Genomic DNA, 22,408 nt, shown 5'->3' on the forward strand with positions numbered 1-22,408 from the left:
CACGCATCGATGTACGAATCCTTCTTCAAGCTCCGCGGCAAACCCTTCCAGCTCAACCCCGATCCGGCCTTCTTCTATGGCAGTCGCGGGCACCGGCGGGCCATGGCCTATCTCGAATACGGCCTGCACCAGAGCGAGGGCTTCATCGTCATCACCGGCGAGATCGGTGCGGGCAAGACCACGATCGTGCGCAGCCTGCTCGAGCACCTCGACCCCGAGCGGGTGGTCGCGGCCAACATCGTCAGTACCCAGATCGACGCCGCCGACGTGCTGCGCATGGTGGCTGCGGCCTTCGGCGTGCCCAGCCGCAACCTGGACAAGGCCGGGCTGCTGCTCGCCATCGAAACCTACCTCGTGTCGGTCACTGCCGCGGGCAAGCGCGCGCTGCTGATCGTGGACGAGGCGCAGAATCTCTCCGCGGCGGCGGTGGAGGAGTTGCGCATGCTGTCCAACTTCCAGCTCGAAGACCATGCCCTGCTGCAAAGCTTCCTGGTCGGACAGCCGGAGTTCCGCGACATGATGCAACGCGTCGAGATGCAGCAGCTGCGCCAGCGCGTGATCGCCTCCTACCACCTCGGCCCGCTCGACGCGCAGGAAACCCGTGGCTACATCGAGCACCGCCTCAAGCATGTCGGCTGGGCCGACGATCCCCGCTTCGAACCCGGCGCCTTCACCGCCATCTACGGCTACACCGGCGGCATCCCGCGCAACATCAACACCCTGTGCGACCGGCTGCTGCTTTCCGCGTATCTGGGCGAAAGCCATGCCATCACCGAAGCGCACGTGCGCGAGGTGATCGACGAGCTCAAGGAGGAGTTCGCGTCGGCGCGGGCGCGCCCGGTGCACAGCGCAGCCATGCGCGCCCAGCCGCGCGCCAGCGCGACCGAGCGCGTGGCAATGCCGGAAACGCTGGGCAACCTCGCGCTGGACCGGCTGCATGCCTCGCCCGAGCTGGCCGAGCAGACCGCAGCGCTCGCTGGCAGCTACGACCTGCAGCGCATCGAGGCGCGCCTGGCGAGCCTGGAGCAGTCGGTGTCTGCAGCGGTGATGCTGCTCAATCAACTCGTCCAGGCCGTGCGCCGCGACGACCCCAGCCAGGAAGAATCGCGATGAGCTCCACCGTCACCATGCAGGCGCCGGTCATCTGTGTAGTTGGTGCGCGCCCCAACTACATGAAGGTCGCGCCCATCATCCGCGCCTTCGCAGCGCACAACCCGCCGATCCGCACGCTGCTGGTGCACACCGGCCAGCATTACGATCCGGCGATGAAGGACCGGCTGTTCGCCGATCTCGAACTGCCCGAACCCGATGTCAACCTCGCCGTGGGCTCGGGGTCGCACGCGGTGCAGACCGCCGAGGTCATGAAGCGCTTCGAGCCCGTCCTCGATGCGCACGGCGCGCGTGCGGTACTGGTGGTGGGGGACGTAAACTCCACGCTCGCCTGCGCGCTGGTCGCCTGCAAGCGTCACATTCCGGTGGTACACGTGGAGTCCGGCCTGCGCAGCAACGACCGCCGCATGCCCGAAGAGATCAACCGCATCCTCACCGACCAGATTTCCGATGTGCTCTACACCACCGAGCGCTCCGCCCACGACAACCTTGCGCGTGAAGGCATCCCCGCAGAGAGCGCGGTCTTCGTCGGTAACGTCATGATCGACAGTCTGCGCGCCAGCCTGCCCAAGGCCGTGCCTGCCGATGTGCTGCTCGCCCAGTCCGGGCTCGACCCGCAGCGCATCGCGGGCGGCTATGGCGTGGTCACGCTGCATCGCCCGTCCAACGTCGACGCCGCCGAGACCCTCGGCCCGGTCATCGACGCGCTGCACCACGTCAGCCAGCGCCTGCCGCTGGTGTTCGCACTGCATCCGCGCACGCGCAACAACCTGGAACGCTTCGGCATGCTCGACCGGCTCGCCGCACCGGGCTTCCTCGTGCTGCCGCCACAGGGTTATCTGGAAATGCTCGGCCTCATGTCGGGCGCGCGCATGGTGCTCACCGACTCGGGCGGCATCCAGGAGGAAACCACCGCGCTCGGCGTACCCTGCATCACGATCCGCGAGAACACCGAGCGCCCGATCACCGTGGAGCAGGGCACCAACACCCTGGTGGGGGTGCGCGGCGAAGCCATCATCGCCGCCGCCGACGAGATCCTCGTCAACGGCGGCAAGGCTGGACGCACGCCCGAATACTGGGATGGTCGCTGTGCAGAGCGCATCGCCGCCCATCTTCACGACTGGCTCGCCGCGCATGAGGCGGCCGGCCCGCCTGCCGTACAGGTGTGACATGGACGCACGCATCACCAACGCCTTCACCTGCGACGTCGAGGACTACTTCCAGGTCTCCGCCCTCGCCCCGCACTTTCCGCGCAGTGGTTGGGACAGCGTGCCCTGCAGGGTGGAGCGCAACGTCGACCGCATCCTGGAGCTGCTGGATGGCCACGGCGCGCGCGGCACCTTCTTCACCCTGGGCTGGCTTGCGGAGCGCTATCCGGCCATGGTGCGGCGCATCTCCGATGCCGGGCACGAGGTCGCGAGCCATGGCTACGCCCACCAGCGCGCCAGCGACCTGAGCCCGCACGAGTTCGGCGCCGACATCCGTCTCGCGAAAGCCATCCTCGAGGACATCACCGGAAGGGAAGTCACCGGCTACCGCGCCCCCAGCTTCTCCATCGGCGAATCCAATCTCTGGGCGCACGACTGCATCGCCGAAGCCGGCTATCGCTACAGCTCCAGCGTGTACCCGGTCAAGCACGACCACTACGGCATTCCCGACGCACCGCGCTTTCCCTGGCGGCTCGACAACGGCCTGCTGGAAGTGCCCGTCACCACCCTGAACCTGCTCGGGCGCAACTGGCCAGCAGGCGGCGGCGGTTTCTTCCGGCTGCTGCCGTACCCCGTTTCGCGCTGGCAGATCGCGCGCGTCAACGCAGGCGACCAGCGCCCTGCGATCTTCTACTTCCACCCGTGGGAAATCGACCCCGAGCAACCCCGCGTGACCGATGCCACGGTCAAGACCCGCTTCAGGCATTACATTAATCTCAGACATACCGAAGCACGGCTCGACCGTCTGCTGTCGGATTTTGCCTGGGGGCGTGCGGACGAGGTGTTCTGCAACGCCGCCTGACCTGCCTGGAACCGAAGGGAAAAGATGGACCGACTGCCCGTTGTCGTCAGCCTGCTCACCGATGAGAAAGTCCCCGCGTGGGACGCCTTCGTGCGCGCCTGCCCGCAGGGCACCTTCTTCCATCTGGCTGGCTGGCGCGAGATCCTCGATGAGGTGCTGCGGCACCGCAGCTTTTACCTGTATGCCGAGCGTGCTGGCGAGATCGTCGGTGTGCTGCCGCTCGCCGAGGTGCGCAGCCGGCTGTTCGGACATGCGCTCGTCTCCCTGCCGTTCTGCGTCTATGGCGGCGCGGCGCTTGCCCCGGATGCCGGCCCCGAAGTGCTGTTCGAGCTTGAATCCAAAGCAGAGACGCTCGCGCGCGCGCTGGGTGTGCAGCACCTCGAATACCGCAACCTCAAGGCCCGCCACGCGGACTGGCCGCGGCAGGACCTCTACGTCACCTTTCGCAAGGAGATCCTCCCCGAGGTCGAGGCCAACCTGCTCGCCATCCCGCGCAAGCAGCGCGCCATGGTGCGCAAGGGCATCAAGAACGGCCTGGTGAGCGAGATCGACGCGGGCGTCGAGCGCTTCTTCGCGCTCTACGCCGACAACGTGCTGCGCCACGGCACCCCCGCGCTGCCCAGGGCGTTCTTCCAGCGCCTCAGGGACGTCTTCGGCGAGGCCTGCGAGGTGCTCACCGTGGTCAGCCCCGAAGGCAAGCCGCTCTCCAGCGTGTTCAGCTTCTACTTCCGCGACGAGGTGCTGCCCTATTACGCCGGCGACGATCTCGCCGCGCGCGACCTCGCCGCCAACGACTTCAAGTACTGGGAGCTCATGCGCCGCGCCTGCGAGCGCGGGTGCAAGGTCTTCGACTACGGTCGCAGCAAGGTCGGCACCGGGCCCTACGCCTTCAAGAAGAACTGGGGCTTCGAGCCACAACCGCTGTCCTACGAATACCGCCTGTACAAGCGCGACAGCGTGCCGCAGAACAACCCCATGAACCCCAAATACCGCGCCTTCATCGCGCTCTGGAAGCGCCTGCCCATCGGCGTGGCCAATCGCCTGGGGCCGCATATCGTGCGCAACCTGGGGTAGTGCGGTGACGCAGGACTCCCAGCACGACCAGCCGGGCCGCACGCCGCTGCTCTACCTCACGCACCGCATCCCCTATCCCCCCAACAAGGGCGACAAGGTGCGTTCCTTCAACATCCTGCGCCAGCTCTCGCGCACGCACCGCGTCTGGCTCGGCACTTTCGTCGACCACCGCGACGACCTGCAGCATGTGGCCACGCTCAAGCAGTGGTGCGAGCAGGTCTGCGCCATCCCCATCGAGCCGCGCATCCGCCGCATCGCCAGCCTGCGCGGCCTGCTGCGGGGCGAGGCGCTGAGCCTGCCGTACTACAGCAGCCCGCGTCTGGCCGAGTGGGTGGCGCGCACCATCGGTGAACACGACATCCGCGCGGCGGTTGCGTTTTCGGGGCCCATGGCGCAGTACCTCGACATGCCGGGGCTCCAGCGTCGCGTCATCGACTTCTGCGACGTCGACTCCGCAAAGTGGGCGCAGTACGCCCCCGAGCACCGCTGGCCCATGTCCTGGCTGTACCGTCGCGAGGGCGAGCGCCTGCTCGCGTTCGAGCGCCAGGCCGCCGCGCAGGTCGACGCCAGCCTCTTCGTCACCGAGGCCGAAGCCGAGCTCTTCCGCCACGCCGCGCCTGAGGCCGCGAGCTGTGTGGGGGTGATGCAGAACGGTGTCGATGCGGACTTCTTCTCTCCCGCCAACGCCGGAAAGTCGCCGTATCCGCCCGGTGGCCCGGTCATCGTGTTCAGCGGCGCCATGGATTACTGGCCCAATGTGGATGCCGTCACCTGGTTTGCCACTGAGTTGCTGCCGCGCATCCGCCAGACCGTGCCCGACGCCCGCTTCTGGATCGTCGGCATGAACCCGGCACCGGCGGTGCAGGCGCTTGCGGGCGAGGGGGTCGCCGTCACCGGCACCGTGCCCGACGTGCGCCCCTACATCGCCCATGCGGACGTGGTCGTCGCCCCCCTGCGCATCGCGCGCGGCATCCAGAACAAGGTGCTCGAGGCCATGGCCATGGCGCGCCCGGTGGTCGTGTCCGCCGACTCCGCCACGGGTCTCGCCGCCCGTCCCGGGCAAGATTTCGAGATTGCCCGCGACGGCGACGACACCGTCCGCCACGTCCTCGCGCTGCTCGCCGATCCCGCCCGCCGCAGCACGATGGGCGCCGCCGCGCGCGCTTGCGTGGTGGAACACTACAGCTGGCAGGCGCATCTCGCCCAACTGGACGCACTGTTGCGTCCGCCTCCGCCAATCCCATGAGCCGCCATGAGCCATAACCCCCGCGCCTTTTCCGCCGTCGCCCTCGCGCTCGTGCTCACCCTGCTGTGGGTGGTGGGGTGGTACTGGCAGACTGCGCAGGGGGTTGCCGGCATCTGGTGGACCTCCGATACCTTCGCCCACGGTCTCGTCGTATTTCCCGCCTTTGGCTGGCTGGTGTGGCGTGCGCGCGACCGCATTGGCGGCCTGCAGCCTCAGCCCACCGCGTGGATGGCGCTGCCGATCCTTGCCTCCGGCCTGCTGTGGCTGCTTGGCGGCATGGTCAGCGTGGCGGCCGCGCAGCACTTTGCGCTGTTCGCGCTGCTGGTGTCGGCCTTTGTCGGGGTGCTGGGCTGGCGGCTGAGCCGGGTGCTGCTGTTTCCGCTGTTGTTCCTGTTCTTCGGCGTGCCGATCGGCGAGTTCATGCTGCCCACGCTCATGCACTACACCGCCGAATTCACCGTGTGGGCGCTGCGCCTGTCGGGTGTGCCGGTGTACCAGGAAGGGCTGCACTTCGTCGTGCCCAATGGGCGCTGGTCGGTGGTCGAAGCCTGCAGCGGCGTACGCTACCTCATCGCCTCGCTCTTCGTCGGCGCGCTCTACGCCTACCTCAACTACACCAGCCTCAAGCGCCGGCTGCTGTTCATGCTCGTAGCCATCGCCGTGCCCATCCTGGCGAACTGGCTGCGCGCCTACTTCATCGTCATGCTGGGCTACCTCTCCGGCAACAAGATCGCAGTGGGCGTGGATCACATCCTCTACGGCTGGGTCTTCTTCGGCGTGGTCATCTTCCTGATGTTCTGGATCGGTGGGCGCTGGCACGAGGCCCCGGCCGCCGTGGCGCCGCAGGCCGCCGTGGCGCAGACGGCCGGGCCGCGCAGCCTGCGTTGGCTGGCGGCGTTGTCGCTGGCCGTGGCGGCGGCGGCGTTCCCCCCCGTGCTGAAGGTGCTCGATGCCCCGGTTGCCGCGTTCCCGGTGGCGCTGTCCGCACCCGCCCCGGCCGCGGGGTGGACTGCGCCGGCTGCGCAGGCTTTCGATTACCGTCCGGTTTATCGCGGTGCACGCGCCGAAGCCTCGCAGACCTACGTTGCCGACGGGGCGCAGGCGCCCGTCCTGCTGCACGCGGCGTGGTACTTCGGCCAGCGCGACGGCAGCGAGATGGTGGCCTGGGCAAACGGGCCGGCATCACCGTCGATCGAGAACGTGAGCCTGGTGCGTACCGCGCATACGCTCACCATCGCGGGGCAACCCGTGCGCGAGAATCTCATCTCCACCCAGCAGGGGCGCGTGCTCACCTGGCACTGGTACCGCATCAACGGCCACACGCTGGTGGGGGATGCCGAAGCCAAGGCACGCCTGGCGCTCGACCGCCTGCTCGGGCAGTCGGATGAGTCCGCCGTAGCGGTACTCGCCACGCCTGCGGGCGACGATGAGCTCGCCGCCCGCGCCCGGCTGCAGGCCTTCTTCGACGCGCACGCAGCCGCAATCGAGCAGGCCGTGGAGGCTCCGGCGCGGAGCATTCCGCAATGACCCAGCCCGGGCTCAGCCACAAGGGCGACGGCCGCCCGCTGGTCATGCACGTGCTCTACAGCTTCGACGTCGGCGGGCTGGAGAACGGCGTGGTCAATCTCATCAACCACATGCCGCCTGAGCGCTTCCGCCATGCTGTCGTGGCGCTCGCCCAATGCGCGCCGGACTTCTGCAAGCGCGTGCAGCGCAGCGATGTGCAATTCATCTCGCTGCACAAGCCGCCCGGCCACGGCATCAAGCGCTATCCGCGTTTCTACCGTCTCTGCCGCCAGTTGCGCCCGGCCATCGTGCACACACGCAACCTGGCCGCGCTGGAATTCGCCGTGCCGGCCGCGCTGGCCGGTGTGCCGGCACGCGTGCATGGCGAACACGGCTGGGACACCTCCGACCCTGGCGGAACGCAGCGCAAGTACCAGCTGCTGCGCCGCGCCTACAGCCCCTTCGTCCATCGCTACGTGGCGCTCTCGGGGCAGATCGAGTCCTACCTCACCGAGCGTGTCGGTATCGCCGCGAGCCAGGTCGAACGCATCTGCAACGGCGTCGACACGCTGCGCTTCCAGCCCGCGTCGGCACGGCAGGCGGTGGCGGGCAGCCCCTTCGACGCCCCGGATACGGTCATCATCGGCACCGTCGGCCGGCTGCAGACGGTGAAGGATCAGCTGAACCTGGTGCGCGCGGTCGCCATCGCGCGCGTGCAGGGCGAAGCCGGCGCCCGGCTGCGTCTCGTCATCGCCGGCGACGGCCCGCAGCGCGCCGAGGTCGAAGCCGAGATCGCCGCCACCGGCATCGGCGACATCGCCTGGCTGGCCGGCGCGCGCAGCGACGTGCCCGAAGTCGTGCGCGCGCTCGACCTCTTCGCGCTGCCCTCGCAGGCCGAAGGCATCTCCAACACCATCCTCGAAGCCATGGCCAGCGGCCTGCCCGTGGTCGCCACCGACGTCGGCGGCAACGCCGAGCTTGTCATCGAAGGCGAGACCGGCGCGCTCGTCCCCGCACAGGACCCGCACGCCATGGCGCAGGCATTCCTGCGCTACACTGCAGATGCTGCGTTGCGGCAAAGTCATGGCGCCGCCGGCCGCCGGCGGGTTGAGCGCAACTTCAGCATCGACAACATGGTGGCGCGTTACACCCGTCTCTACGAACAGCTGCTGCGCCCAAACGGCGCCCGATAAAGAGGACTCCCGATCATGTGCGGCATTGCCGGCCTCTTCGACACCCGCGGCAAGCGCGACTTCGATCGCGCCCTCATGCAGCGCATGAACGATGTCCAGCACCATCGCGGGCCGGACGAAGGCGGCTACCACTTCGAGCCCGGCGTCGCGCTCGCGCACCGGCGGCTGTCGATCATCGACCTCGCCACCGGCCAGCAGCCGCTGTTCAACGAGGATGGCTCGGTGGCGGTGGTGTTCAACGGCGAGATCTACAACTTCCAGGAGCTGGTGCCCGAGCTCGAAGCCCTGGGCCACGTCTTCCACACCCGCAGCGACACCGAGGTCATCGTCCATGCCTGGGAAGCCTGGGGCGAAGACTGCGTGCAGCGCTTCCGCGGCATGTTCGCCTTTGCCCTGCACGACCGTAACCGCGACACCTTCTTCATGGCGCGCGACCGCCTCGCGGTCAAACCGATGTTCTACGCGCTGCTGGCCGACGGCACGCTCGCCTTCGGTTCCGAGCTCAAGGTGCTGATGCAGCACCCGGATCTGGACCGCCGCATCGACCCGCTGGCGGTGGAGGAATACTTCGCGCTCGGCTACGTCGCCGAGCCGCGCACCATCTTCCTCGGCGCAAAAAAGCTCGGTCCGGGCGAATCGCTCTGCATCCGCCGCGGCCAGCCCATCCCCGAGCCCAAGCAGTACTGGGACGTACGCTTCACCCTCGACAACGACATCCGCCTCGAGGAAGCCACCGCCGAACTCACCGAGCGCCTGCGCGAATCCGTGCGCCTGCGCATGATCGCCGAGGTGCCGCTGGGCGCCTTCCTGTCCGGTGGAGTCGACTCCAGCGCCGTCGTCGCCACCATGGCCGGCATCAGCGCGGAGCCCGTCAACACCTGCTCCATCGCCTTCGACGACCCCAAGTTCAACGAATCCGAATTCGCGCAGAAGGTCGCCGACCGCTACAAAACCCGCCACTTCGTCGAAACGGTCAAGTCCGACGACTTCGACCTTATCGATACCCTGGCCGCCCTCTACGACGAGCCCTACGCCGACAGCTCCGCCATCCCCACCTACCGCGTGTGCCAGCTCGCGCGCAAGCACGTCACCGTGGCCCTGTCGGGCGACGGCGGCGATGAGAGCTTCGGCGGCTACCGCCGCTACCGCATGCACCTGATGGAAGAGAAGATGCGCGCCGCGCTGCCCATGGGCGTGCGCCGGCCCGTCTTCGGCCTGCTCGGCCGCCTCTACCCCAAGGCTGACTGGGCGCCGCGCATGTTCCGCGCCAAGACCACCTTCCAGGCCATGGCGCGCGACGCTACCGAGGCCTACTTCCACAGCGTGTCGATCCTGCGCGGCGACATGCGGCACAAGCTCTTCAGCGCCGACTTCCGCAACAAGCTCGGTGGTTACAATGCACTCGACGTTTTCCGCCGCCACGCCGGCGCCGCCCACACCGACGACCCGTTGGCGCTCATCCAGTACCTGGACCTCAAGACCTACCTGGTCGGCGACATCAACACCAAGGTCGACCGCGCCAGCATGGCCCACTCGCTGGAAGTGCGCGAACCGCTGATGGACCATAAGCTGGTCGAATGGCTCGCCACGCTGCCCTCCGGCCTCAAGATCCAGGGCAACGAAGGCAAGTACCTGTTCAAGAAGACCATGGAACCCTTCCTGCCCAGCGACGTGCTCTACCGCCCGAAGATGGGCTTCGCCGTGCCGCTCGCGCGCTGGTTCCGCGGTCCGCTCAAACAGCGTGTGCGTGACGCAGTGCTGGGCGAGACGCTGGCCGCCACCGGTATATTCAATCGCGATTACCTGCAGCATCTGGTCGATGCCCACCAGTCCGGCGCGCGAGACTACAGCTCGCCGCTGTGGACCTTGTTGATGTTCGAGGCGTTTGTGCGGAATATCGGGAGCGGTTTGGCCCCGCACGGGCAATCTCCCGTCGAGTGTGTGGTCTGAATCACTTCAGCTAATAAGGAGCAGACAAATGAGCCGAGTCGAGGAGATCGAGAAGAGCGTTCAGGCCTTGTCGCCGCAAGAGCTCGCAAGCTTTCGGGAGTGGTTTGCACGCTTTGACGAAGCGGCCTGGGATGAGAGGTTCGAGCGTGACGCATTGGCTGGCAAGCTCGACACCCTAGCCGGAGCCGCATTGAATGCGCATCGGGCTGGAAGGAGTCGCGAACTTTGAGGCATCACGCGTCGGACGACTTCTGGGCGCGATTCGACGCCTTGCCGGAGCATTTGCAGGAACTTGCGAGGCAGAATTTCGAGTTGCTGAAGCTCAATCCGGCTCATCCCTCGCTGCATTTCAAGAAAGTCGGGAAATACCGATCTGCTCGCGTTGGGCTCAAGTTTCGCGCTCTGGGCGTTGAGCTCGAAGACGGTGTTCTCTGGTTCTGGATCGGCAGCCATGCCGAGTACGACCGACTGCTGCCCTAACCATGCGCATCCTCCACATCCTCGACCACTCCATCCCGCTGCACAGCGGCTACACCTTCCGCACTGCGGCCATCCTGCGCGAGCAGCGGGCGCTGGGGTGGGAGACGTTTCACCTGACCTCGCCCAAGCAGGGCAAGACCGCGGCCGAGGTGGAAGACGTCGACGGCCTGTGCTTCTACCGCTGTCCGGTGCCCGAGGCCGGCCCGGCCGGGATCAACGAGCTGCGCCTGATGCGCGCCACCGAGGCCCGCCTCGAACAGCTCGCCCGCGAGCTCAAGCCTGACGTGCTGCACGCCCACTCGCCGGTGCTCAACGCCATCCCCGCGATCCGCGTCGGCAAGCGCCTGGGCATTCCTGTCGTCTATGAGATCCGCGCCTTCTGGGAGGATGCCGCGGTCGACCACGGCACCACCGCCGAAGGCAGCATCCGCTACCGCGCCACGCGCGCCATGGAAACCTGGGCGCTCAAGCGCGTCGATCATGCCTTCACCATCTGCGAAGGCCTGCGCGCCGACATCGTGGCGCGCGGCATTCCAGCGGCCAAGGTCACGGTCATCCCCAACGCGGTGGATATCGAAGGTTTCCAGCTCTCGGGCGATGCAGACCCCGAACTGCGCCGCAAGCTCGGCCTGGCGGGCTGCACCACCGTCGGCTTTGTCGGCTCGTTCTACGCCTACGAAGGCCTCGACCTGCTGCTCGACGCCTTCCCCGCGCTGCTGCAAAAGCGCCCCGACCTACGCCTGCTGCTGGTGGGCGGCGGCCCGCAGGACGCCAACCTCATGGCCCAGGCCCAGCGCCTGGGCGTGGCCGACAAGGTGGTCTTTACCGGCCGCGTGCCGCACAGCGAGGTCAGCCGCTACTACGACCAGATCGACCTGCTCGCCTACCCGCGCCACTCCATGCGTTTGACTGAGCTCGTCACCCCGCTCAAGCCGCTCGAGGCCATGGCGCAGGGGCGGCTGTTCGTGGCGTCGGACGTCGGCGGCCACAAGGAGCTGATCCGCGACGGCGAGACCGGCAAGCTGTTCAAGGCCGGCAGCGCGGAGGCGCTCGCCGCCGCCATCGACGACATGCTCGACCATCGCGAGCGCTGGCCGGCGATGCGCGAGGCGGGGCGACACTTTGTGGAGGAAGTGCGCAACTGGAAGAACAGCGTGGCGAATTACGCCCGTGTCTACGCGCAGCTTGCGGGCAAGGGTGCAACCGTCGATGCCTGAAATGAGCAAGCGCCCGGCGGTGGTCGTCCTTAGCAGCCTGTTTCCCAGCAGCATTCAGCCGGGTGCTGGGCCGTTCGTGCGCGAGCGCATGTTCCGTGTGGGCCGACGCCTGCCTTTGTGCGTTGTGGCGCCTACACCATGGTTTCCGTTCCAGGATTTGCTGCGCCGCTGGCGGCCGCACTTTCGCCCGGGGGCGCCCCACTACGAGCAGCAGCAAGGCCTCGACGTCTGGTATCCGCGCTTTTTCTCGGTGCCCAGCGTGCTCAAGCGCCTCGATGGCCTGGCCATGGCGGTGGGAGCCTATCCGCGCCTGCGTGCGCTCAAGCGGGCGGGGCGCCTGGACTTGCTCGACTCGCACTTCGGCTTCCCGGACGGCTACGCCGCCGTGTTGCTCGGTCGCTGGCTTGGGGTGCCGGTGACGATCACCCTGCGCGGCACCGAGGCACGGCATGCGGCCGACCCCACGCTACGCCCTCTGTTGCTGAAGGCGCTGCTTGGTGCCGACCGCGTTTTCGCGGTGGCCGATGCGCTCAAGCAGGTAGCGGTGTCGATTGGTGTGCCCGCCGAAAAGATCACCGTTGTCGGTAATGGTGTTGATACCGTGCGCTTCGTGCCGGTCGACCGCGACGAAGCACGCGCCGCACTGGGCCTGCCTGCCAATGCGCCGGTGCTGATCTCGGTCGGCGGTCTGGTCGAGCGCAAGGGTTTCCATCGCGTCATCGAGCTCCTGCCACGCCTGCGCGAGCGCTGGCCCGGGCTTATCTATTTAATCGTTGGCGGCGCGAGCGCGGAAGGCAACAACCGCCCGCAACTCGAGCAGCAGGTGGCGCAGCTCGGGCTCCACGACACCGTGCGGTTCCTTGGCAGTCTGCCGCCTGATGCACTCAAGCAGCCGCTGTCCGCCGCAGATGTGTTTGTGCTGTCCACCCGCAACGAGGGTTGGGCGAACGTGTTTTTGGAAGCCATGGCCTGCGGACTGCCCGTAGTAACGACCGACGTGGGCGGCAACCGTGAAGTGGTCGATCGCGACAGCCTTGGCATCGTCGTACCGTTTGATGATGCGGCGGCCTTGGAGGCGGCGCTTGACCAAGCGCTCGAAACTCCCTGGGATCGCACCGAGATCCGTCGCCATGCAGAAGACAATGCCTGGGATGGCCGCGTCGATCGTTTGTGCCAGGCCTTTGCCGAGATCGCCGGCCGGGCGGGGGCAACCGGGGCAGCCGACCCGCAATCCAGCAAGGTGTGACTGAAGTGACCGACCTCTACACCCGCTTCGTCTCCGGTGCGCTCTTCCCGCTGCAGGAAAAGCTGAAGAAGCACGACACCGTGCGCGTGCACCGCGACATGGAAGCCTCGCAGTGGTGGCCGCGCCAGCGCATCCTCGACCTCCAGCTCGAGCGCCTGCAGGCCCTGCTGAAGAACGTAGCGGTGCACGTGCCTTACTACCGCGAGCTGTTCGCCCGCACCGGCTTCGACCCCGCCGCCGTGCGCAGCGTGGCCGACCTGCAGGCGCTGCCCTTCCTCACCAAGGCCGAGATCCGCGCCCACGCCGACGCCTTGCGTGCCGACGATGCCACGGGCCTGGCCCGCTTCAACACCGGCGGCAGCAGCGGCGAGCCGCTGATCTTCTTCATCGGTACAGAGCGCGTCACCCACGACGTGGCCGCCAAGTGGCGCGCCACGCGCTGGTGGGGCGTGGACATCGGCGACCGCGAGATCGTGGTCTGGGGCTCGCCGATCGAGCTCGGCACCCAAGACCGCGTGCGCCTGGCACGCGACGCACTGATGCGCACCGAGCTGCTGCCCGCCTTCGAGATGTCCGACGCCAAGGTCGACGGCTTCATCGCCCGCATCCGCGCGCGCCGGCCGAAGATGCTCTTCGGCTACCCCTCGGCCATCAGCCACATCGCCCTGCGCGCCGAACAGCGCGGCGTTCGGCTCGACGACCTGGGCGTCAAGGTGGTGTTCTGCACCTCCGAACGGCTCTACGACCACCAGCGCGAAACCATCAGCCGGCTCTTCGGCTGCCCGGTGGCCAACGGCTACGGCGGGCGCGACGCCGGCTTCATCGCCCATGAATGCCCGAGCGGCAACATGCACATCACGGCCGAGGACATCGTCGTCGAGATCATCGACGAGGCGGGCAGGGTGCTGCCGCCGGGTCAGTCGGGCGAGATCGTCGTCACCCACCTGGCCACGCGCGACTATCCTTTCATCCGCTACCGCACCGGCGACATCGGCACGCTGGGTGACGAAGCCTGCCCCTGTGGGCGCGGGCTGCCGATCCTCAAGGACATCCAGGGACGCAGCACCGACTTCGTGGTGGCGGAAGATGGCACCGTACTGCATGGGCTGTCGCTGATCTACATCCTGCGCGACATCCCGGCCGTGCGCGCCTTCAAGATCGTGCAGGAGACGCGCAGCCATACCCGGGCGCTGATCGTGCCCGAGGCCGGGGCGAGCACCGAGGGGCTGGATATGACCGTGATCGAAGGCTTCCGCCGCAGGCTGGGGGCGGGGGTGGATGTGTCGGTGGAATTCGTTGAATCCATCCCGGCCGAGAAGTCGGGGAAGTTCCGCTACGTGGTGAGCCACGTGGCGGTGCGGTAAAGGAAGCAAAACAAGATGCGTGATTTGCTGATCGTCTCGATCGTGGGTGTGATGGCGCTGATGGCGCTTAAACGCCCATGGATCGGTGTGATGTTGTGGACCTGGCTCAGCATCATGAACCCGCATCGGTATGCGTGGGGGTTCGCCTATTCGGCTCCACTGGCAGCTGTCGCTGCTGGAGTAACGCTGCTTGGTTTGCTCTATACGCGCGAACGACAAAGCCCTTTTCAGGGGCCACCCATGGTGTGGTTTGTCCTGCTCGCTCTGGCCATAACGTTTTCGTGGCTATTCGGGATGGATGCCGCTGGGGACTACGAGCAATGGAACAAGGTCATGAAGATCTACTTCATGACCTTTGTCGCTGCGGCGCTCTTATTCTCAAAGCACCACATCATGGCTTTTGCCTGGGTCACGGCTGGGTCTCTTGCGTTACTAGGCGCCAAAGGGGGCGTGTTCACGATCCTTACAGGGGGCAACTACCGGACATGGGGGCCGACTGGGTCGTTCATCCAGGACAACAATGAATTTGCGCTTGCCCTGATCATGGCCATTCCGTTGCTTCACTTCCTGCAACTGCAGGTCAGCAAAGCCTGGATACGACATGGCATATCCGCCGTCATGCTCCTGTGTGCCGCCTCGGCACTAGGCTCGCACTCCCGCGGCGCGCTGTTGGCCATCGCCGGCATGGGCGCCATGTTCTGGTGGCGGAGCAAGAAGAAGGGCCCTATCGCACTGATGATCGCGCTCGTCGTGCTGGCGATGCTTCCGATGATGCCGGAGCATTGGTGGGACCGGATGCACACGATCAGGACTTATGAGGAAGACGCTTCTGCCATGGGGCGGATCAATGCGTGGCTCGTGGCCTTGGAGGTTGCAAAGAACCACTTGTTTGGTGCTGGAATGAGCTACCAGCATGAAGTGCTCTTCATTCTTTACGGGGTCTACGACCAGACGGTCTTGGCTGCGCACAGCATTTACTTCCAGGTACTCGGTAACCACGGCTTCATTGGCCTATTCCTCTACCTCGGTATGTGGGTTTCGGCATACCGGACGGCGGGGTGGTTGAACAAGAATGCGCGGGATATTCCTGAGGCTCGCTGGGCGGCAGACTTGGGTGCGATGGCGCAGGTTTGCTTCGTAGGCTTTGCTGTGGGTGGGGCCTTCCTAAGCCTTTCTTACTTCGACTTGCCCTATAACGTGATGCTGATGGTCGTGCTCGCCAAACGCTGGGTCGAAACCCGAGCATGGGAGCGAGAGGCGCCGGTCTCCTTCCTCGAGTACGCCGGGCTGAAGCGAGCCGCCAGCAGCAAGAATGGCGGTCCTGCTGCAATTGCTCCACAGGTGGTCAATCAGACAATGCCGGTGAAACGATGACGGGTGCGCTCGAGTTCGGGATTCCAAAACTTGCACTAGCTGCGTTATCGCCAGGCGGGGCGCGCGGGCGGCTGTCGATATTGATCTTCCATCGAGTGCTTCCTGCTCCCGATCCGCTTTTTCCGGACGAGATCGACGCGCGACGTTTCGACGAACTGCTGCGTTGGTTCAGTGTCTGGCTGAACGTTCTTCCGCTGGACGAAGCCGTGCGCCGTCTCAAGGAAGGGAGCTTGCCCCCCAGGGCTGCAGCCATTACTTTCGATGACGGCTATGCGGACAACCGAACGGTCGCATTGCCCCTGCTGCAAAAGCACAAGCTGTCGGCGACGTTCTTCATCGCTACCGGTTTCCTCGATGGTGGACGCATGTGGAATGACTCCATCATCGAGTCGGTTCGTGCGACGAACTCAACTTATCTCGGCTGTGAAACGGCGGGCATTTCTCCGCTTGCGGTCGGCACGCTCGGCGAGAAGAGAGCCGCGTTGTCGACGTTGATTCCGAAGATCAAGCACCTGCCCGCTGCTCAGCGGGCCGACGCGGTCAGTGAAATTGCTGGGTTGGCGGGCGTTGTTTTGCCCGACGACCTGATGATGACTTCGACTCAGGTTCAAGAATTGCGCGCCGCGGGTATGGTGGTCGGGGCGCACACCTTCAACCATCCGATTCTTGCTCGCCTTGACCAGCAAAGTGCGCGAGAAGAAATTGCCGCCAGCAAGGATATGCTCGATGCGATCTTGGGCGAAAAGGTAAGCCTTTTCGCGTACCCCAATGGAAAGTTTCAGACGGATTACCGTCACGAACATGTGGAGATGGTGCGCGGACTCGGCTTTGATGCGGCCGTGGCCACAAACTGGGGTGCTGCCGGCCAAAGCTGCGACCCCTTCCAGTTGCCACGCTTTACGCCCTGGGACACGGGGGCGCTCAAATTTGGCTTGCGACTTGCCGCAAATCTGCGGCGCGATTACCCCGGCGCATGATTGCCCCCTGATGCCGTCGTCTACTTTTTGACCAGACGCCGGACGGTGTTGAGCAAATTAATCAATTCATCCCGCAAGGGGTGTTTCAGCACGAATAGCCCGGCAACCCAGCCGACGAGAGCAGCCAGACTGGCAAGTGCAAGGTAGATAAATAGCAGGTGTGCCGCACCGGTATCGGCTATCGTCGTCATCGAAATCAGCACCGGGCCCACGAGTGTGAAGGGCGCCAGAACTGCCGCTGCGAAAATGCCTTTTCGCATCTCCGTGAAGCTGATGCCGAAGTGCCGCCTCAACCAGTAGTGATATGCACCGGCCTCGACCACCGCAACGATCCCCAGCAGCGGCACCACCTTCTCGAGCGGTAGCCAGATCGAGGTGAGCAATACGGCGATGCGGGCCGCCTGGACGACACACTCAAGTTTAAGGACGCTGGAAACATGGCCGCCCGCAATGAGAGACAGGCTGGCAAGTGCGTAGGGGGCCGTGATGATCGCGAACAGGCAAAGCAGGGTAGCCAGTGGTGCAGAGACAAGCCACTGGTCGCCGAAGAAGAAAAGGATGAGGGGTTCAGCGAGAAAGGCGAGTAGGCCCAAAAATGGGATCGTAATTGCGACCAGGTAGTTTGTGGCTTTGCTATACATCTGCGCAGCGTCGGCGCCCTTCCGAATGGCTTGCGCAAACGTAGGGAAGTGAACCCCATTCACCACGGCCACAAGCTGTCCGAGTAGCATGTCGCGTAATCCGACCGCACGGCTGAAGAAGGCAACGGAGGCGAAGCCGAGGGTGCGGCCGATGATGAGGTCCGGGGCACTACGCCCGAGTTCCTGTATCAGCGTGGCAGCGCTTGAAATCGAGCCAAATCGCAGGATGGAACTGACGCCCTTAAGAGTAGGTAGCATCAAAAGCCCCTGTGGGCGTGCGATGGCAATTGCGATCAGATTTGCCAGTTGCCCTGCAATCGCCCCCCAGGCCATGCTTAGGTAACTCTCCCCAAGCCACGCTGAAGTAATGGTGACGATTGTTGCAGCGGATGTGTTGGAGATACGAATTACCGCAATGCTCTCGAAGCGTAACTCGCGCCTCAGCATACCCAACGATGGGGTGCCAAAGGGTATGAGCAGGAAGTTAACGGCGAGTAGCGCAAGCACCGATGCCACTCCCTCATGGCTGTAGAAGTCGGCCAGTGGACCCGCGCCGAGGAACAGGAACAGGGCAATCGCCCAGGAGAACATCAGCGTGAGCGAGAAAGCCGCCCGAAAGTTTTCGTCATCGACCGATTTCGCCTGTACAAGGTATTGAGTGACACCGAATTCCCGGAACACATGGACGATGCCCTGAAAGGCTACAGCCACGGAGAACACCCCAATCTCCGCGGGCGTGAGTAGCCTTGCCACGACGATGACATTGAGAAGGTTGAGCGCAAAAGTGATCATTTGCGCGACGGTGGTAACGCCGAGCGCCCTGCGTGTTCCCATCTTGATTACGGTCCGGTCGGTTGCCTGGTGGGAGTGCTCAAGTCCGCGCCTGAGCGGTTTTGTGGCCTTGGTGATAGCTTGTGGCGCCGTGGCTTTGGTCGGTCAGAAGTTCGTCGACAAAAGTCGAATCGCGTGCGGCTTCTGTCATGGGCGCAACAAGTCCGACGCCTATAATACCTTCCTGAACCTAACGTCGCTGTGCCGTGCTGCGCAGCCCCCTGCGGGAGAGAAAATGAGCCAAGATGTACCCCGAGTTTCCGTAGTCGTCCCCGCGTTTAACGTGAAGGCCTTCATCGCCGAGGCGATACGCAGTGTGGAGTTGCAGGGCGTGCCGGCGGTGGAGATACTGGTCATCGATGATGGCTCGCGGGATGGCACGGCGGACTATGTCGAAGAGCACTTCCCCGCAGTGCGCCTTTTTCGCAAGGCGAACGGTGGCTCGGCCACCGCACGCAACGTCGGTCTGCGTGAGGCTAGGGGCGAGTACATCGCATTTCTCGATGCGGATGACGTCTGGCTGCCCGGTAAGCTGAAAGCGCAACTAGATTACTTCGAGGCGCATCCCGACATCGCGATGCTTGGCACCGGCTTTGCGCCCTGGGTGGCCGACTCCAGAGGAGAATTCGGCGATCCAGCAGACCTTGCCGTTGGCAATGCAAAGATCGAGCCCGGCACGATCGACCCTGAGGCATCGGGCTGGGGCTACCACAAGATGCTGCTCGACAACTACGTATGGACGACGACCGTCATGATGCGTCGGACCTTGGTGGAGAAGATAGGACTCTTCGACGAAACGCTGCGCCTCGGGCAGGACTACGATTTTTTCCTCCGCGCCTCGCGCGAGACGGAGATTCATGTGTTGCGGGGGATCTACGCTGTATACCGGCAGCATCCTGGCAGCGCGATCGCGAGGGGTGCGGACTTCAACTACGCTGCACATATCATCCGGCGTGCTGTTGACCGTTGGGGGCTAGCGAGTCCCAATGGTGAGGCGATCACAGAGCAACAACTGTCCGACCGCCTTCAGCACATCCACTTTTCCTGCGGCTACCGTCATTACCGCAAAGGCCTTCACAGGAAAGCTATTCCTGAGTTTCTGGCAAGCCTCAGGGAGAAGCCCACTCATCTTAGATCATGGGCGTTCGCTGGAATTTGTTCGCTACGCGCTATTGTGGGAGGTGGAAAATGAACGATTCAGTAGTGAAGACATATGGGCGTCCTCTCGTCTCAGTCATTATTCCTTACTTCCAGCGGAATCGTGGTGTGCTTGCGGCGTGTGTTAAATCCATCCTTGTTCAAAAAGGTGATTTCGATCTTAGTGTCGTTATAACCGACGATAGTTCGCCAATCTCTGCGGAAGAGGATCTTGCTCAGCAAGGGGGGTTGGACCCCAGAATTAAAATTGTTCGACAAGCTAATGCGGGAGCGGGTGCGGCCCGCAATAAATCACTGGACAGTGTGTGCGTTGAAAGCGATTACATTGCTCTCATGGACTCTGACGATCAGTGGATGGAGGGATTTTTGGATCATGCGGTTAAGGCCCTCGAGCGGGGTTATGATCTATTTTTTAGTGATAGCAAAAGGTACTCAGAGAAAGCGTCACGGTTTAATTGGGAGGAAGATCAGAGACTAAACCTCCAGCCCAAAAATCACATATTAATTGATGATGACGAGAGCTTGTACGAGTACCAAGGAGACTTCTTCGACTACGCGGTACGGCGGAGCAATATTATGGGGGCGTCGGCTTTGGTTTACCGAAGAAACATTGCGCCCAATCTGCGCTTCAGCGACAAATTGCGAAACGGGCAAGACCGATTGTTTAAATTGCATTTGTGCCGCGCGGTTAATAAAGTCGCCTTCACTCCAAAGATTTTGAGCGCTGAGGGAGAGGGCGTTAATATTTTTGATAGCGCATATTGGGGTACTCGCGACGCTCTTTTGAGGTCATCCAGCTATATAGATCTGGCGAAATCTGTTCTTGCTGAGGTTCCTTTGAATGTTGAGCAAAAGACATTTGTTATGGGGCAGTTGGAGTCTGCGCGAAACGAATTCGTGGGTGGAATTATTCATCTTTTGCGGCGCCGCAAGCCGTTTGATTGGAGACTAGCTCTAAGAACGTTGCGGAGGGACCCAAGGTCGATTCTCGCACTAGTGGCTTTGCCGGTTAGAGTTGCATTGCGCGATCGATAGTTATTGTGTGCAGCCGATGTTTAGATGGGGCTTGAAAAAGGATCGAAAAATTGGGGTGCTCGCTCTTCGAGCGAGTCTTGTTCTTTAATAAGTTTTACGTCGTAGGTTTGGGTTTGCTGGTAGACGTAGTTCGCGCGTCGATGCTCATTGAGGGAGTTGGCTTTCTCCGCCTGCATGAGCTTGAAGTGATGGGGCGGCGGATTTACGCAGCTTTCGTGGCTGAGGGGGGAGAGGCGGAGTTTTCGTAACACAGTCAGACTTTTTTCTGTCATATACAGCTTGATGGTTATGAGGGCTGTGTATTTTGTTATTGGCTTTCGCTTCAGATTCGACATGCGCCCCAGGCGTCCATTGAGGAGGCGCCAATCAATTGCAGCCAGGATGCGACCAAGGAATGAGCCGGGGAGCGAGGGGGCGAGCTTATGAGCTTGCCCGCACAGATCGAGGGAAAAGCCGGCAGAAGTAGGCGTGAGCACAGCCCGACAGAAAGTGTCGACAGCGCACATCATCACGCCGTCGTGAAGAATTAGGCTTTGTTCGGCGAGGTTTGGGGCGCATTCCAGTGCTGAAAGGACTCCGCGGTAGCCGGGATGCATAAGAGGGTGGCTGCTACCAATTCTGCAGTGGTAGATCCGTCCGCCGCTGTAGCGTAGCTCAACTACGCCACGTGTTGGCGATTGTGGAGGTTGGCCTGTGGTGCTGAACAAGATTACGTCTCCAGCACCGTCCCGCCAACTTGCGAGTCCAGCTTCCTCGTCATGAAATAGCCCTGGACGGTTGGCTTGCCACCGAAGCTGCTGCAGTTGTGGCGCGGCCGGGTAGCGGGCTCGGATCTCTCGTGCTGCATGAAGTGTTGCGGCGGCCCAGGCGTTGTAGACGGAGAGGTGCATATAGTCGTCCCAATGCTTGGTGCCTTCGGTGGGCCCCCAGGGGTCGAGCCACAGGAAGCCGTCAGGGCGCAGTTGGTGGTGCAGTCGTTGTGCGATTGCGTCGATGGGGCCGGATTCATCGAGGCCAAGCAGAATCAGGGCTGCGATCAGACAGGCATCGCCAAACAGGGCGTGCGTGGTTCGACCAAAACCGCCCGCATACCCTGCGTCGTCCCAACAATGAACCAGCCAGTCGAAAAGCCGGCATGTTTGCGTTGCAAGCTCATCGTCGGCGCAGAATCGAAGCGCGAGCGCCCCGAGAAATAGCGCTTTGTGGTGATAGGCCAGTGGGGTGCAGATTGCAGTGCGGGGGTTCGATGGGTAGTCGATGAACGCCCCTTTTGTCGTCGTCCAGCGCTGGATCATGCGAGCCATGGTCCTCGCGTGGCGGGGGCGTGCCGCCGGGGCTGCCTCCAGCAACGTGCACGTGGTTGCGAGAAGGGTCCAGTTGTTTGACGGATAGCGCGTGCGAAGTCGGCAGCGTTTTATTCCTGCTTGAATCCTGGCTGTTTGCGAGGTATCGAACTGGTCCGCGAAGAGCGTGCGCATCAGGTGAAGCATGAGGCGGTTGAACGGGAGGTGATCGATCTCGTCTTCGGGCGTGCTCATCCATGCCGCGAGGGCTGCGTCGCGTTTGCCTGTGTTGCCCTTGATGGGGGAACATAGCGCGAGAGCAGCGCAGGTCTGGGCATAGTGGTCAGGAGGCGTCGGTTTGCCGGAGTGCGCATCGACAAGCCCGAGTGAAGGGCGGACCCAATCGGCGATTGCCGTGGTCAGGCCGTCCAGCAGTTGGTCAAGTGCAAGGGGCGTCTGAGCGGACATGAGGGTTCTTGATCGGAGTAACGGCGACGTTCGCCACGTTTGACGGAAGGCCAGAAAAATGGGAATTCGATCGAAGTCTATCTTCTTCGCTGCGATGGCTGCCTGCTGGCTGCCCGTTTCTGCGACGGCACAGGTTGGGCTTGAGGCGATGGGGTGCGGAAGTCTGCAGAAAGAGCAGGGGGGGCATGGTCAATGCCGTTTAGTTAGGCCACCGGCTTGTACGCGACCGGATAGCCGCGGCGCAG

At 63.8% G+C, this 22,408-nt stretch carries 19 protein-coding genes; 17 read left to right on the forward strand and 2 right to left on the reverse strand.

The window, feature by feature from the left end; translation table 11 throughout:
* Positions 1-9 precede the first annotated feature (9 nt).
* The 15 genes from ACUH78_RS06515 to ACUH78_RS06585 are packed head-to-tail and all read left to right on the forward strand — an operon-like array spanning position 10 to position 16,747.
* Entirely contained in the window at positions 10-1,113 is a 1,104-nt protein-coding gene (locus ACUH78_RS06515; protein WP_435749612.1) for an XrtA/PEP-CTERM system-associated ATPase, read from the forward strand.
* Positions 1,110-2,279 carry a non-hydrolyzing UDP-N-acetylglucosamine 2-epimerase gene (gene wecB, locus ACUH78_RS06520; RefSeq protein WP_435749611.1) on the forward strand — a complete coding sequence of 390 codons (1,170 nt, stop codon included), beginning with the start codon at positions 1,110-1,112 and terminating at the stop codon, positions 2,277-2,279. The genes ACUH78_RS06515 and wecB overlap by 4 nt, the downstream gene beginning before the upstream one ends.
* A gap of 1 nt (position 2,280) precedes the next feature.
* Entirely contained in the window at positions 2,281-3,120 is an 840-nt protein-coding gene (locus ACUH78_RS06525; RefSeq protein WP_445332990.1) for an XrtA system polysaccharide deacetylase, read from the forward strand.
* Positions 3,121-3,144: 24 nt separating this feature from the next.
* Positions 3,145-4,194 (forward strand): FemAB family XrtA/PEP-CTERM system-associated protein, encoded by a 1,050-nt coding sequence (locus ACUH78_RS06530; protein WP_445332989.1) that lies wholly within the window; start codon positions 3,145-3,147, stop codon positions 4,192-4,194.
* 4 nt (positions 4,195-4,198) lie between these two features.
* A complete protein-coding gene (locus ACUH78_RS06535) occupies positions 4,199-5,440 on the forward strand; it encodes a TIGR03087 family PEP-CTERM/XrtA system glycosyltransferase (protein WP_445332988.1) in 1,242 nt (413 codons plus the stop codon).
* A 6-nt stretch (positions 5,441-5,446) separates the two neighbouring features.
* On the forward strand, positions 5,447-6,967 hold the full coding sequence (gene xrtA, locus ACUH78_RS06540; protein ID WP_445332987.1) for an exosortase A: 1,521 nt from the start codon (positions 5,447-5,449) through the stop codon (positions 6,965-6,967).
* Positions 6,964-8,139 (forward strand): TIGR03088 family PEP-CTERM/XrtA system glycosyltransferase, encoded by a 1,176-nt coding sequence (locus ACUH78_RS06545; protein WP_445332986.1) that lies wholly within the window; start codon positions 6,964-6,966, stop codon positions 8,137-8,139. The genes xrtA and ACUH78_RS06545 overlap by 4 nt, the downstream gene beginning before the upstream one ends.
* 15 nt (positions 8,140-8,154) lie before the next feature.
* Entirely contained in the window at positions 8,155-10,089 is a 1,935-nt protein-coding gene (locus tag ACUH78_RS06550; RefSeq protein WP_445332985.1) for an XrtA/PEP-CTERM system amidotransferase, read from the forward strand.
* Between the two features lie 28 nt (positions 10,090-10,117).
* Positions 10,118-10,318, forward strand: coding sequence for a hypothetical protein (locus ACUH78_RS06555; protein ID WP_435749604.1), 201 nt, complete (start codon positions 10,118-10,120; stop codon positions 10,316-10,318).
* Positions 10,315-10,569, forward strand: a complete 255-nt coding sequence (locus ACUH78_RS06560) for a hypothetical protein (RefSeq protein ID WP_445332984.1) — start codon at positions 10,315-10,317, stop codon at positions 10,567-10,569. The genes ACUH78_RS06555 and ACUH78_RS06560 overlap by 4 nt, the downstream gene beginning before the upstream one ends.
* 2 nt (positions 10,570-10,571) lie before the next feature.
* On the forward strand, positions 10,572-11,786 hold the full coding sequence (locus ACUH78_RS06565) for a TIGR04063 family PEP-CTERM/XrtA system glycosyltransferase (RefSeq protein ID WP_445332983.1): 1,215 nt from the start codon (positions 10,572-10,574) through the stop codon (positions 11,784-11,786).
* Position 11,787: 1 nt separating this feature from the next.
* Positions 11,788-13,032 (forward strand): glycosyltransferase, encoded by a 1,245-nt coding sequence (locus tag ACUH78_RS06570; RefSeq protein WP_445332982.1) that lies wholly within the window; start codon positions 11,788-11,790, stop codon positions 13,030-13,032.
* Between the two features lie 5 nt (positions 13,033-13,037).
* Positions 13,038-14,396, forward strand: a complete 1,359-nt coding sequence (locus ACUH78_RS06575) for a phenylacetate--CoA ligase family protein (RefSeq protein WP_445333030.1) — start codon at positions 13,038-13,040, stop codon at positions 14,394-14,396.
* 15 nt (positions 14,397-14,411) lie between these two features.
* Positions 14,412-15,770, forward strand: coding sequence for a putative O-glycosylation ligase, exosortase A system-associated (locus tag ACUH78_RS06580; RefSeq protein ID WP_445332981.1), 1,359 nt, complete (start codon positions 14,412-14,414; stop codon positions 15,768-15,770).
* Positions 15,767-16,747 (forward strand): polysaccharide deacetylase family protein, encoded by a 981-nt coding sequence (locus ACUH78_RS06585; RefSeq protein WP_445332980.1) that lies wholly within the window; start codon positions 15,767-15,769, stop codon positions 16,745-16,747. The genes ACUH78_RS06580 and ACUH78_RS06585 overlap by 4 nt, the downstream gene beginning before the upstream one ends.
* Before the next feature lie 20 nt (positions 16,748-16,767).
* On the opposite strand, the gene ACUH78_RS06590 is transcribed toward ACUH78_RS06585, so the two are convergent.
* Positions 16,768-18,222: a lipopolysaccharide biosynthesis protein gene (locus ACUH78_RS06590; protein WP_510497554.1), complete on the reverse strand. Its 1,455-nt coding sequence runs from the start codon at positions 18,220-18,222 to the stop codon at positions 16,768-16,770.
* A 232-nt stretch (positions 18,223-18,454) separates the two neighbouring features.
* On the opposite strand from ACUH78_RS06590, the gene ACUH78_RS06595 reads away from it, so the two are divergent.
* Together ACUH78_RS06595 and ACUH78_RS06600 are read left to right on the forward strand one after the other, a co-directional pair.
* Positions 18,455-19,411 carry a glycosyltransferase family 2 protein gene (locus ACUH78_RS06595; RefSeq protein ID WP_510497555.1) on the forward strand — a complete coding sequence of 319 codons (957 nt, stop codon included), beginning with the start codon at positions 18,455-18,457 and terminating at the stop codon, positions 19,409-19,411.
* The gene (locus ACUH78_RS06600) at positions 19,408-20,412 is read left to right on the forward strand and encodes a glycosyltransferase family 2 protein (RefSeq protein ID WP_445332977.1); all 1,005 of its coding nucleotides are present in this window, start codon (positions 19,408-19,410) and stop codon (positions 20,410-20,412) included. Before ACUH78_RS06595 ends, ACUH78_RS06600 begins: the two co-directional genes overlap by 4 nt.
* 20 nt (positions 20,413-20,432) lie before the next feature.
* Here the strand turns inward: ACUH78_RS06600 and ACUH78_RS06605 are convergent, their stop codons facing one another.
* Positions 20,433-22,163, reverse strand: a complete 1,731-nt coding sequence (locus ACUH78_RS06605; RefSeq protein WP_445332976.1) for a hypothetical protein — start codon at positions 22,161-22,163, stop codon at positions 20,433-20,435.
* Positions 22,164-22,408: the final 245 nt, after the last annotated feature.

The organism is Thauera sp. ZXT1-4 (genome assembly GCF_052598215.2).